Below are 12,991 nucleotides of genomic sequence, written 5' to 3' on the forward strand. Positions count from 1 at the left end.
GATGTATTCTACGACTATTCTACTTGACCAATATTCTGCTAGCATGGCTAACTCATTACACATAACTTTTTATTATTGTGCATTTAGGTTTTGTATTCACAGAAAGTTGGTGTTGTTATATGAGGAAATTATTTGTTTTTACGTTTTCAGCTGACTATAGACATAGCTATATTGTTACAGCTATAGAGGTTTTGACTAGGCTAGGTGAAAAAACTAGGTTGTTTGATGTTTATGCAACTGAGGAGATGGCGGATTTTAATAGAAATTTTCTAAGGAATTTTGATGGTGTTATGTTTTTAATTTCTGGTGATGTGCCTTTTTCAGATGAGCAAAAAGAGCTTCTAATTGATTTCGTTACGTCTGGAGGAGGCTTTGTTGGTGTTCACAATGCAGCTGCTGCACTATATTCCTTTGCTAGATATGGTGAAATGCTTGGTGGCTATTTCCATTCTCATCCATGGGTTCAAGAAGCTCTTTTCATTGTTGAGGATCAGAATCATCCATCAACAAGGCATTTGCCAAGGAGGTTCAAGGCATTTGAGGAAATTTACTTGTTTAAGAATTGGATAGGTAGAAATAGAACAAAGGTGTTGATAAGTCTTGACATATCATCTGTTGATCTGAGTAAAGCTCCTAAGGAAATTCAGGACTATCCCATTGCCTGGTGCCATAGGTATGGTGGTGGAAAAGTGTTTTATACTGCTTTTGGCCATTTATCGTCTAGGTGGAGAGAAGAATGGTTTCAAAAACATGTTTTAGGTGGAATTCAATGGGTTTTGGAAAAAGAGTAGAAATTTATTGGCAACTTCCTGAACACATTCATGGTATTATGAAAAACTCATTGTAGTTTTTAATGCTTGTCTCCTTTATCTTAACCTCCCATATATCAAATTCTCTAAGACTTTTTATAGTCTCTACGAAAGCATTAACTCTATCATCATCTCCCTCAACATGTATTTCCACACTACCATCAGGCAAATTCCTTACATATCCAAAGACCCCAAATGCAAGTGCAATGCTCTTTATCCTAGCTCTAAAGCCCACACCTTGCACATCACCATAAACATGCATCATCACAGCTTTAGCCATGCAAATCACCAATTTACTTTATAGCTAAACAACTCTGAAAACACATTTAGACAATTTAATTAAAAAGCTATTCCTCACAGAGTTTTGTCTCCATTAACTCGAGAGAATCTTTATCTTCGCTTTTTCAAGCTTCTAAACCTTCTTAACTCTCCTCGTAGCTATGATATCTGTGCCACACACATTCCTTATTATAACATCACCAACCTCTACAGGTGCTTCAACCTCAATTCTTGCCAGCATCTTCATTACTTGCCAAATACAGTCTTTGGGTACAGGATCGCGAGTAATGACAGATACTGTTGGCATATCCCCTCCCCTTACTTTAACAACACTCATAACATATCTTACAGGATTTGAGATTTCGCTTTTTGCAAATTCGATTCCACGTGGACAAAGAGCTCCTTCAACACTTTCAATCGAGTTGTCCTTTATGGTTACTCTCAATGTGCAACTAGCTGGACAGCGTATGCAAACCATCTCCACTATCTTATTCATCTAGGCTTCACCTGTATTGTAATTTTATCAGCATTTTCATTGATTTTGTTAAGAATATTCCTTCCTATTTTGAATCTAATCATTTCAGCTGGTCTTACACCAAAGTGAAACATTCTAAAGTTTAGCTCAGGTATTTCAACAAAAACATTTCTCTCTGGTTGAGCTACCCTAGCATATATTACAACATCTCTTTCTCCACCAATCATTTGTGGAACAACTAGCCTGATGTTTCTACCCTTCTTAACATATTTCCAATTCTTTGTAGGCATACCACCATTATCAACAAAGACCTTTGCTCCTTCTGCCGCAATTTCACCTTGCTCAACAGCATAATCAACAAGATCGTTTATCACCAAAGCATTTCCAGCAACAAATACACCAGGAATGCTAGTCTCTAGATACTCATTTACAACAGGTCCTCCAGTAGAAGGATCTACGACAACCCCGAGTTTCTCCAGTAAATCGATATTGGGTCTGAGACCAGCAGATACCACAACAGTATCACATGGTATTTCAAATTCTGTTCCATCTATAGGCCTCAAATTCTCATCTACTTTCGCCACAACTACTTTCTCAACTCTCTTCCTCCCAACAATTCTCACAACAGTATGCTGCAAAAGCAAAGGTATGTTGAAATCAACTAAACACTGCAGTATATTTCTCATTAACCCTCCTGGATATGGAAGTATTTCTACAACTGCTTTTACCTTAGCACCCTCTAGCGTAAATCTTCTAGCCATTATCAATCCAACATCGCCAGAACCTATAATCACTATCTCCTTTCCTGGTAAAACACCATAGATATCCATAAGCGTTTGAGCCTCGCCTGCTGTATATATCCCATCTGGTCTATCCCCAACAACACCTATTTCAAAAATGTGTCTTTCCCTAGCCCCAGTTGCATATATTATTGTTTTAGCATATATTCTCATTACTCCTTGAGGTGTAATAACATTTACTAGTTTCTTGTCATAGTCTATATACTCAATGCTATGAACATGTGCTCTCAACAAATACTCAACCTTTAAGCTCTCCAACTTGTCTAATAGCCTTGTTATAAATTGCGTACCTGTTAAATCCTCTCTAAAATAGTGTAAGCCAAAACCTGGATGAATACATTGAAGTGGTATTCCCCCAAGTAGATCCCTATTCTCAACTAAAATCGGTTTTAAGCCTAATTCAGTTGCCTTTATAGCTGCTGCAATACCTGCGGGGCCTCCACCTATAATAACTGTGTCATACTTTAGAAACTTCATTTTCTTCACCTACTTTCTTACTCCACAAAATCTTTATCTCACCTATGCCATAGCTACTCTTCTTCACAACAACATCATAATATGGAATACTCAGCTTATCAGATACCACTTTTGCTACTCTCCATCGACAGAAAGAGCCTTGGCATTTTCCAAAACCTGTATAGATTCTGAACTTCAACCCATCTAAAGTAATTGTCTTAATACCAATTTTCATCATTCTATCAATTGCTTCCAGCACTTCTGCTTTAGACACCATTTTGCAATAGCAAACTATTTCACCATAGTCAGGATTCTTTCTTATCAAATCATCTATTTCACTCAATGATTTGCCACTTAACCTAGTTATGTCATGTCTGTAGGGATTCCAACTACCTTTCCTAATCAACTTCACATCATATGTATTTGCAACTAACTCAACTACGTATTCAGCAATTGCTGGTGCTGCTGTTAGTCCTGGTGATCTAATACCAGCTACATTTACAAATCCCCATGGATTAGAATATGCTTTGATAAGCCATTGACCATTTGGAGGCTCAGGTCTTAAACCTGCAAATGTTCTTATGATCTTCGACTTTGGTGGTAACTTCTTTAATAGTTTAGTTGCTTCTCTATAGACATAGTCCAAGCCCTTTACAGAAGTTGATGCATCATCTCTAGCTTCAAGAGGTAAATCCTCAGCTGTTGGCCCAATTAAAACATTGCCATGAACTGTTGTTATGGCATAAACACCTTTTGTTATATGCGTTGGAACTGTGTGAAGTATTTTCAATGGCTTGGGTTCAATGTTTTCATCAAATAAAATATACTCTCCTTTGCGAGGTCTTATATAAAAATCTAGTTCTACCCCTGCTAAATGACTAATTTTATCTGCATACAAACCAGCTGCATTAATAACAATATCTGCTTCTACAAAGCCTTGAGTTGTTTCAACACCTTTTACTGTACTATTATAAACCCTTATCCCAGTCACCTCAGCTTCTGTTAAAAGCTTAGCCCCATTTTCAACAGCGTTTTCTACAATAGCTATTACAGCTTCAAATGGCGAAATTACTCCAGCTGTGGGTGCATATACTGCACCCTTTGCATCATCCCCTATACTGGGCTCCAAAAACCTTAGCTCCTCCCCGTACACCACTCTGACTCCTGGAACACCATTTAACTGTGCTAATTTAATATATTCTCTAGCCTGTTTCTCCTCATCCTCATTTGTAAAAACCATTAATTCTCCAGGCCATTTCACAGGTATCTCCAGTTCCTCAGCCCATGTTCTCCACATCTGATTTCCTTTAACACATAGCTTAGCTCTTAAAGGATATTTATTTGGGTCTTCTTCATGCCCTGGATGAATTATTGATGTATTTGCCTTGCTAACACCCCATCCAACATCAGGTTCTTTCTCAACAATAACAACATCAAAATTCTCATACATGCTGAGAATTCTTGCAATAGATGCTCCAACAATACCAGCTCCAATGATAACCACACGAAACTTCTTCAAAATCAGCACCTAGATGGCCACACATGTTAGTGTAAAGAAAAATAAGTTTCAAGTAAAAAAGTTATTCGTAGCCATACGCCCATGGAACTTCCTTTGCCCATCCAAGTGCTCTTTGAACTGCTGCTTTCCACCCTTTGTATAGCCTCTCCCTCGTTTTTTCATCCATTCTCGGTATAAACTCTTTCTCCATTCTCCAATTCTTTCTAACTTCATCAAGGCTCTTCCAGAATCCCACAGCTAAACCAGCTAAATAGGCCACGCCAAGTGATGTTGTTTCAAAAACTACTGGTCTAACAACTCTAACATTGAGTATATCAGCCTGGAACTGCAATAGGAAATCGCTTTTTGCAGCTCCACCATCTGCTTTCAAAACAGTTATATCTCTACCTGTATCAGCCTTCATAGCCTCAATAACATCTCTAGTTAGATAGGCTATTGCCTCAAGCGTTGCTCTAGCTATGTGCTTTCTCTCAGTTCCACGCGTAATACCAATTATCAATCCTCTTGCATAGTGATCCCAGTAGGGAGCCCCCAAACCAACAAATGCTGGAACAAAGTAAACACCACCAGTATCAGAAGCTGATTCAGCCAATGGGTTTATCTCAGCTGATACCTCAATTAGCTTCAACCCATCTCTTAGCCACTGAATAGCTGCACCAGTTATGAATATACTTCCCTCAAGAGCATAGACAGCTTTCTTTGGCTCTAAAGAATAGTATACAGTGGTCAATAGATTGTGTTTAGAGGGCACAGGAGCTTCGCCAGTATTGAGAAGTATGAAGTTTCCTGTTCCATAAGTACACTTAACATCTCCAACATCAAATCCAACTTGGCCAAAGAGAGCTGCTTGCTGATCACCAGCATCGCCAGTAACCGGAATACTTACTCCACCCATTAGCTCCTGCACCTCGGGACCTGTATACCCATAAACTTCTTTATCACTAGATGGTCGAGGCAATGGAAGAATTTCTCTTGGTATCTTGCCTTGAATTTCAAGCAACTCGTCATCCCAATCAAGTTTGTGTATATTAAATATCATCGTTCTAGAGGCATTGCTATAATCTATCACATGAGCACCATACCTCTCCGGCGTTAAAACATCTTTAGAACCCTTAGTCAAATTCCAAATAATCCACGTGTCAATTGTTCCAAAAAGCAGCTCTCCCTTCTTAGCCCTTTCTCTAACACCTGAAACATTATCTAAAATCCACCAAATCTTTGTACTAGAAAAGTAGCAATCTGGAACCAAGCCACTTTTACCTTGAATAACCTTGAAGTAGTGTTCACGAAGATAATCAATTTCCTTAGCTGTTCTTCTATCCTGCCAAACAATAGCATTGTAAACAGGTTTACCAGTTTTTGGATCCCATATAATAGTTGTTTCCCTTTGATTTGTAACACCAATAGCAGCAATTTCTCTTGGATTAATTTTCGTTTGCTCAAGAACCTCCTTAATGCACTGCTTTGTTTTTTCCCATATCTCCAATGGGTCATGCTCAACCCAACCAGGTCTTGGATATATTTGCCTATGTTCATGATAAGCCCAACCACCTTTAACAGGAAGACCATCATATGTAAACAGCATTACCCTAGTACCAGTAGTTCCCTGATCTATCGCCATAACATACTTTTTCTCAGCCAAAGAAATCCCCACTATATTGATTAAGGAACATATTTAAAATTTTTAATAAACTATGGCAAAATAATAAACGTTGCTAAATCAAGAAACTGTAGATCCTAGATTTTACCTGTACAAAATGTTTCATTAGAATGCTTTCCAAATGAGTATGTTTATGAAAACAGAAATGAAAATAAATGCTGTAAGGCCATGTCAGCCATGCTCTATAAACATTTAAACTTTTGTTTCAATATCAATTAGGAAATTATAATCTGCTATTCTTAGGTGTTGAATGTGCTTTTCAAAAAGCCAAATGTGTTTGACAAACCCATTAAATTGTTTGATGTAGATGATGTTGCGCTTCACATTGTTATTTCTAAAACCATTAATAATGTTGTTGTTCACACTAGAGATGATAGTGAAAAATTGTTAATTCCATTGAGGGGATGCGCAAAATTTGGAAATATGCATGCATATTCAAAGGACATAATCTATATTCCAAGAGGTTTTGAGGATATTTCCATAGATTTAGAACTGGGCTCAATAGTGTACATTGTTGAAGCTCCTTCAAACACTGTTTACAAACCATACATCAAGAGATTTGAAAATGCAAAAACTATTCATGTTGGCGATGAGCATTCTAGAAGAACAAGATATGTGATGATAGATGTTGATGACTCTTCTGAAAAATTTTTAGCTGGATACACATTTTGTTGCCCTGGGTGTTGGGGTTCCTATCCACCACATAGACATGATGATAAATATGAGATATTTATTTATTTTGATGTTGAACCTGGTTTTGGTGTTCAGCTACTAATTGATGATGATAAAGAAGAGGCTTATGTAGTTAAAGATTTTGACGTATTTCTAGTTACTCGCGGATACCACCCAAATGTATCAGCACCTATTAAAGGTCTTAAATATTTGTGGATTATGGTAGCTGTTAAAGGGAGTAGAAACTTTTCAATGAGTGTTAACAAAGCCTTTGTCGAAACACAAACAATGAAAATGTGAAATAAGGCTAGCAAGTTTAATGTGTTAAGCATTTTTGAAAATACATAAAAAGGTTGTTAAATAGTGGATTGAGTTATTGGTGTAATTATGTCTAAAAGTGAGATAATTATTTTATTTGACAAGGATTTTTATCTTCACAAACCTCCTTATGGGTATCATCCAGAAAATCCTTCAAGATTAGACATTGTGTTGAGGGGGTTGAGAGAACATGGATTATTAGATAAAGTTGTTTTTGTTGAAGGTATAGAGTTTTCTGATGTTCTAAAAAGTGTTCTCATGGTTCATGAGAAAAGCTATGTGGATATGGTTATCGATTTCTGCAATTCTGGTGGTGGATACATAGATCCAGATACATATATTGTTAGAGAGTCTTGTGTTGTTGCTCAAAAAGCTGTTGCAGCATCTATAAAAGCTGTTGAAAATGCTTTAGAGGTTAGAGAAAAGCTTTTCTTTGCTTTGGTGAGACCGCCAGGGCATCATGCTGGTTTTAGTGGAAAAGCTTTTGAGGCTCCAACACAAGGTTTTTGCATATTCAACAATATTGCTATAGCAGTTAACCATATCATGGAAAAGTATAGGATAAGCCCAGTAGTAATAGTTGATATAGATGTTCACCATGGTAATGGAACCCAGGAGATTTTTTGGAACAACCCAAATGTTATTCACATCGATATTCATGAGCATGGGATTTACCCAGGCACTGGCCATATAAACGATGTTGGGGGTTCAAATGCTAAGGGAACCAAGATCAACATACCACTACAGCCTTTTAGTAACGACGATGACTATCTCTATGTTCTCAACAAAATTATTCACCCAATTATATCACACTACAAACCCAGGCTAGTAGCAATTTCAGCAGGTTTCGATGCATATAGAGATGATGGCTTGGCTAATATGATGCTCACAGAAAGATTTTACTCCATTTTTGGAGCATATCTGAGATCATTATCTAAATTAGGAATTAGCATAGCAGCAATTCTAGAAGGGGGCTACACCCATGGACTTCTCCATGGATTACCATCAATGCTAAAGGGATTCATAGAATACAACAAGGATTATTTAGAAAAAATCTTGAGCTCAGCCACCCCAAGAAATAACACAGTTAAGGTTGTAGATGAGTTGATTAAGATATTAAGAAGCTACTACACCTTATAATTTGTTTTCTCTAAATCGATAATGATATGGCTATAAAAACCTCACATTCTTCTCATTTTCTTGTGCATCATACTTTAAATTTTGAAAAGCCATTAAGTTGACTTTAATCTGTAGATAGAGTTGATAGAGTTGAGAGTAAGGAACATACCTAATTTGTTGGTGCGGCGGCCGGGATTTGAACCCGGGATCTCCGGCTTGGCAGGCCGGCGTCCTAGACCAGGCTAGACGACCGCCGCTTGTGTGCTTCTGTTACTTTTTTGTGGTTGTGGTTAAAAATTGTTTTGCTTATATCCAGTTTGTTTTTACTATTGTTTTTGATGGAACATCTCTATATACTGTAACTCCTGGGTATATTATTGAGTATGAACCTATTTTTACTCCTGGCATTATTGATACATTTATGCCTGTTTTTGCGTATCCCCCTATTACTGCTCCTAGCTTTACTCTTTCACTATCTACACGCTTGCCTTCTATCATCATTTTCACTATTTGATTGTCAAATCTTAGATTCGCTATTTTTGTTCCTGCTCCTAGATTAACGTTTTCAGCTATTATGCTATCCCCGATGTAGGTCAAGTGTTCTGCATGTGTATTCTCCATTACTATACTCTCCTTAACCTCTACCGAGAATCCTATGTGTACTTTGCTTAATATTGTTGTGTATGGTCTTATGTATGAGTTTGGCCCTATAACTGCTTCTTTCCCTATGTAGACAGGCCCCTCAATGTATGTAGCTCCTTTTATTGTTGCCTCCTCATCTATGTATACATGCCCCTTTATTGTTGCATATGGTGATACATCGCCCATTACTTTTCTTAATGCAAGCTTTTCTAAAGCTATTTTGTTTGCTTTTAGCAAGTCCCATGGATATCCAATATCCTGCCAATCACTTAAGCTTATTGATACATATTTGAATTCCTCTCCTTTGCTTCTGGCAATAGAGATTATGTCTGTTAGCTCATACTCTCCCCTGGGAGACTTTCTCAACTCATTAACAAGTTCAAGAACCTTTGACTTAACAAAGTAGATACCGGCATTAGCAACACCAGTGCCGTTTTCAGAAGGTTTTTCAACAATTTCCAAAACCTTTTCACCATCAACAACAAGCTTTCCATACTTAGAAATGTTGGAAACAACAACACCAACAACCACATTAAATCTCTTTTCAACAGCTTTTTTCAAAGCATTTGAAACAGTAGAAGAGTTTAAATAGAGATCACCATAGATAATAACAGCATCATCCAAAACATTCTCAACAACTTTTTTCACAGCATGTCCAGTGCCCAAAGCATTGCCTTGATCAATAAACTTTACATTAATTGAAAGCTCATCGGTAATTTCCTTAACATTTTCAATAACCACATCCTTCATATACGACACAACAACATAAACTTCTTCAATACCTAACCTACTTAACACATCAAGTGGATAATAGATCACAGGTTTGCCAGCAACAGGCATTAAAACCTTTGGTTTTGTTTCAGTTAATGGTCTAAGCCTTTTACCATCTCCAGCAGCTAAAACAATTCCTATCAAGACTAACCCCAAAATATTTTGGTGAACCAGAATGTAAAATACAAAGTAAGAAGAATTTAAAGTTATAGCGATGTTCCATATGGAGCTTCTAAAACACCTGGCTTGGGGATTATAACAGCTTTTTTAAGTCCCTCTGGCGTTGGCACTGCTATTAGTTTGGATTTTGCAAACTCTACTTTTCTCAATGGATATATCTTCTTAGCTTCATTAAATATTGCCTGGTTATAGTCTCCAAAAACCATTCCAACAACAAATTCTCCAAACGTTTTCTCAGATGCTATTTTAGTTGCTTGCTCCATTAAAATTTTTCTAATTGCATGCCTTTGGCTAGTGCCACATCTATACGTGGTCCAAGCCATAATATTCAACCTAAGAACATAGCCATCCTTTGTTGTTACATTTAGTATTGCTGAGACCTTGCTACTTTTTCTTCTCGTCAAACTTCTTAAATAGTCTCTTGCAAGTTCATGACCCTTAAATATTGTGTATGCATTTTCCCCCTCAATCTTCCATATCTGGAAATAGATATTGATGTGAACCTGGGTAATGTCACCAGTTAAATCATATAGCGTTACAGCAACTCTTCTTCCAAGCAATTTCCAAGGCTCATCGGCAGGCGTTGTAGCTATGGCTACAGATCCAAAATACTCTGGCGCTACAACATTGAACCACTTCTTAAGTCTCCACCTCTCTCTTCCAGTTAACCTAAATTTTTGTGCTGACGACAAAGAGCTAAACACCCATTAACTTAACAAAAACCACTAACTGAATACCCAAACTTAAAAGCTTTTAAAAACATTTACCAATCAAATTATTTTGTAAGCAATGATGTAGAGACTTTCCACAATACGACTCATAACATGATACTAAATTGCCAAGTTTCAATACATCAAAATTTTGCTAAAATCTCTCAAATTTTGAACCTAGCAACATACTGCAGTTAACATAGCAAAACATATTGAAAAGGTATAACATCTTAACGAAGCTCAATAAAATGCAAGTGATATATACAAGTCCATGCCATGGTCTGTCTTTCCATAAACTTGGAGATAAAGGTATTGCTAATGTGAATAACAAGACTTTGAGCATGTACAAAAACTTTAATATTTGAGAACCAAATGAGTAGATTATGGTGTAACAAAAATGTTTGAAGTTTTTAGAGAAGAGGTTTTTGGAGATTTTACAATTATTGAGTATAAGCCTATAGAGCTTGAAAAGCCAAGTTTTGCATTGGTATCGCTTCCTGATGCAGGTCTTGTAAGTGTTATTGGTGCTTGGCACATAATTAAGACTCTTAACCTTTCTGAAGTGGGGGGTATAGACTCTTACATTCATTTGCCTCCAGTAGCTGTGATAAGTAATAAGCTTCTTAGAACTCCTATAAGGATTTTCTCAAGCAATACTCTACTCATTGTCTATAGCGAATTCATGCCTTCTCAACCAGGAATAGTGAAGTTATCAAAGCTTTTAGCAAATTATCTGGAGAGAAAAGGCATAGACTATGTGTTTCTCATGACTGGAATGCCAATTCCAAATAGATTTGAGATTGAGAAATTAAGAACATTTTATCTAGCAACATCGCAGAAAGCACTAGAGCTCATAAAAAGCTATGATTTGATACCCTTTGAAAATGGGTTTTTTGCAGGACCCTATGCAGTGCTTTTAAAGGAATTTGTCAAGGCTAGACTAAATACTGTTCTCCTACTTACAGAATCATTTTTAGAATTTCCAGATCCAGAAGCTGCAGCTAAAAGCATTGATATAGTTTCAAAAATAGTAGGGAAGCCTATAGATGTTAAGGAGCTTCTTGAAGAAGCAGAAACTATCAGGATCAGAGCTAGAGATGCTATGAGAAATGTTGTTAGGGGATTAGCTCAAATGAGAAAAGATGTTGAATATGCCCCACCTCTATACACATAAGGAATGAGAATATGATTGATGAAGAATTTGAAAAACTCTTTAGAAAAATTCGAGAAGTAGAGAGAAGTGTTAAGGATTTTGTTGAAAGTGAATTTAAAAGAATTTTAGATAGTGTTGAAGATGTGATGCATATTAGAAGAGTTTTATCTCCAACATGGTACCACGAAGGATATTTAAGACCTTTGTATACAGTCTATGACAGAGGTAGTTACTATGAAATTTTAATAGACTTGCCAAAAGTTGATGAAGGGTCAATAGATGTGAGATTTCAAGACAATCTCATATACATTAGGGCAAGACTTAAAGAAGAGATTAGATTTAGTAATTGGAGTGGTGTAGGAGGAGAAACTAGATTTCATGAATATAGAGAAGTTATAGAAATACCAATAAGGATTAACCCTGAAAAAGTTAGGATTCAAACTAGGCGCGGACTAGTTAAAATACTAGTATATAAGTAACAATGTTTTGTTTAGGGTTATGAAATTGGGTGTTGTTTTAGCTGTTCATGGTGGTGCTGGTGGTTGGAAAGTTGATAAAGATGTTTTGGAGAAGGTTAGAAATGTGATTAAGGAGGCTTTGGAAGAGGGGTTCAAAGCTTATCAAAATGGTTCAAGTCTAGACATGGTTGTAACAGCTATTGAGGTTTTGGAGAATTCTGGGGTTTTTAATGCAGGTATTGGAAGCACTGTTGATTTAAGTGGTTCTATTTCAATGGATGCTGGCATAATGTTTCGTGGTAAAGCTGGTGCAGTTGCATATGTTAAGTATCCTAAAAACCCAATAAAATTAGCAAGATTTGTTCTTGAGAAAACAGATCATGTAATAGTTGCTGGTGATGCTGCTGATTTGCTGGCTAAGAAAATTGGTTTAGAGCCTCATCCAGGACCTTTGAAGAGGATTCTCGAAACATATAGAGAATACATAGCTAAGATTGTGAAAGGCGAGGCAAAGAGTGTTCCATTTGCTAAAAGCATTGCCACATGGCTTTCCATAGGAGATACTGTAGGAGCTGTTGCAGTAGATAAAAATGGTGATTTTGCAGCAGCAGTAAGTACTGGTGGCGTGTTTTTAAAAATGCCTGGAAGGGTTGGCGATTCTCCAATACCAGGTGCTGGATTCTATGCAAATGAATGTGGAGCTGCTGCTGCAACTGGTATTGGAGAATATATTATATTAACTCACTCAACTCTTAGAATAGTTGATGATATGTGTAAAGGAAAAAGTGCTGAAGAAGCAACAAAAAATGTGTTAGAAACTATAACAACTATCTATGGAAGTGGTACAGCAGGTTTCATAGCATTGGATAGACTTGGCAGAGTTGCTGGGCTTTTTAACACACGCGCAATGCCATGGGGTTTTATAAACAGCTATGGAGAGTTGAAAGTGCTTGGACTATAGCAGTTGCGA

Annotated in this window: 13 protein-coding genes and 1 tRNA gene; 6 read left to right on the forward strand and 8 right to left on the reverse strand. The window is 37.0% G+C overall.

What is annotated here, in order from left to right; all coding sequences use genetic code 11:
• Positions 1 to 119: 119 nt before the first annotated feature.
• Positions 120 to 791, forward strand: coding sequence for a ThuA domain-containing protein (locus tag QPL79_RS08770; RefSeq protein ID WP_285274442.1), 672 nt, complete (start codon positions 120 to 122; stop codon positions 789 to 791).
• Between the two features lie 28 nt (positions 792 to 819).
• Here the strand turns inward: QPL79_RS08770 and QPL79_RS08775 are convergent, their stop codons facing one another.
• The 5 genes from QPL79_RS08775 to glpK form a co-directional block, all read right to left on the reverse strand.
• Positions 820 to 1,089, reverse strand: coding sequence for an acylphosphatase (locus QPL79_RS08775; protein ID WP_285274443.1), 270 nt, complete (start codon positions 1,087 to 1,089; stop codon positions 820 to 822).
• 132 nt (positions 1,090 to 1,221) lie between these two features.
• Positions 1,222 to 1,584 (reverse strand): DUF1667 domain-containing protein, encoded by a 363-nt coding sequence (locus QPL79_RS08780; protein WP_285274444.1) that lies wholly within the window; start codon positions 1,582 to 1,584, stop codon positions 1,222 to 1,224.
• Entirely contained in the window at positions 1,581 to 2,840 is a 1,260-nt protein-coding gene (locus QPL79_RS08785; RefSeq protein ID WP_285274445.1) for an NAD(P)/FAD-dependent oxidoreductase, read from the reverse strand. The genes QPL79_RS08780 and QPL79_RS08785 overlap by 4 nt, the downstream gene beginning before the upstream one ends.
• Positions 2,821 to 4,338 (reverse strand): NAD(P)/FAD-dependent oxidoreductase, encoded by a 1,518-nt coding sequence (locus tag QPL79_RS08790; RefSeq protein WP_285274446.1) that lies wholly within the window; start codon positions 4,336 to 4,338, stop codon positions 2,821 to 2,823. The genes QPL79_RS08785 and QPL79_RS08790 overlap by 20 nt, the downstream gene beginning before the upstream one ends.
• Positions 4,339 to 4,399: 61 nt before the next feature.
• Positions 4,400 to 5,986: a glycerol kinase GlpK gene (gene glpK, locus QPL79_RS08795; RefSeq protein ID WP_438839359.1), complete on the reverse strand. Its 1,587-nt coding sequence runs from the start codon at positions 5,984 to 5,986 to the stop codon at positions 4,400 to 4,402.
• A 264-nt stretch (positions 5,987 to 6,250) separates the two neighbouring features.
• On the opposite strand from glpK, the gene QPL79_RS08800 reads away from it, so the two are divergent.
• Together QPL79_RS08800 and QPL79_RS08805 are read left to right on the forward strand one after the other, a co-directional pair.
• On the forward strand, positions 6,251 to 6,970 hold the full coding sequence (locus QPL79_RS08800; protein WP_285274448.1) for a 5-deoxy-glucuronate isomerase: 720 nt from the start codon (positions 6,251 to 6,253) through the stop codon (positions 6,968 to 6,970).
• A gap of 87 nt (positions 6,971 to 7,057) precedes the next feature.
• Positions 7,058 to 8,128, forward strand: a complete 1,071-nt coding sequence (locus QPL79_RS08805; protein WP_285274449.1) for a histone deacetylase family protein — start codon at positions 7,058 to 7,060, stop codon at positions 8,126 to 8,128.
• Positions 8,129 to 8,285: 157 nt separating this feature from the next.
• Here the strand turns inward: QPL79_RS08805 and QPL79_RS08810 are convergent.
• The 3 genes from QPL79_RS08810 to QPL79_RS08820 all read right to left on the reverse strand — a co-directional run bounded on the left by QPL79_RS08810 (position 8,286) and on the right by QPL79_RS08820 (position 10,392).
• Positions 8,286 to 8,364: transfer RNA gene (locus tag QPL79_RS08810), tRNA-Gly, on the reverse strand.
• Between the two features lie 49 nt (positions 8,365 to 8,413).
• Positions 8,414 to 9,664 (reverse strand): bifunctional sugar-1-phosphate nucleotidylyltransferase/acetyltransferase, encoded by a 1,251-nt coding sequence (glmU, locus tag QPL79_RS08815; protein ID WP_285274450.1) that lies wholly within the window; start codon positions 9,662 to 9,664, stop codon positions 8,414 to 8,416.
• 62 nt (positions 9,665 to 9,726) lie between these two features.
• Positions 9,727 to 10,392 carry a 30S ribosomal protein S3ae gene (locus QPL79_RS08820; protein WP_285274451.1) on the reverse strand — a complete coding sequence of 222 codons (666 nt, stop codon included), beginning with the start codon at positions 10,390 to 10,392 and terminating at the stop codon, positions 9,727 to 9,729.
• A gap of 415 nt (positions 10,393 to 10,807) precedes the next feature.
• Here QPL79_RS08820 and QPL79_RS08825 point away from each other — a divergent pair, with 415 nt between their 5' ends.
• From QPL79_RS08825 to QPL79_RS08835, 3 genes are read left to right on the forward strand one after another with little or no spacing between them, the layout of a single operon-like run.
• Positions 10,808 to 11,584, forward strand: a complete 777-nt coding sequence (locus QPL79_RS08825; RefSeq protein WP_285274452.1) for a proteasome assembly chaperone family protein — start codon at positions 10,808 to 10,810, stop codon at positions 11,582 to 11,584.
• A gap of 11 nt (positions 11,585 to 11,595) precedes the next feature.
• Positions 11,596 to 12,042: an Hsp20/alpha crystallin family protein gene (locus QPL79_RS08830; protein WP_285274453.1), complete on the forward strand. Its 447-nt coding sequence runs from the start codon at positions 11,596 to 11,598 to the stop codon at positions 12,040 to 12,042.
• Between the two features lie 25 nt (positions 12,043 to 12,067).
• Positions 12,068 to 12,982, forward strand: a complete 915-nt coding sequence (locus tag QPL79_RS08835; RefSeq protein WP_285274454.1) for an isoaspartyl peptidase/L-asparaginase — start codon at positions 12,068 to 12,070, stop codon at positions 12,980 to 12,982.
• The last annotated feature ends 9 nt before the right edge of the window (positions 12,983 to 12,991 follow it).

Source organism: Ignisphaera cupida (genome assembly GCF_030186535.1).
In the GTDB taxonomy this organism is placed as follows: Archaea; Thermoproteota; Thermoprotei_A; order Sulfolobales; family Ignisphaeraceae; genus Ignisphaera; species Ignisphaera cupida.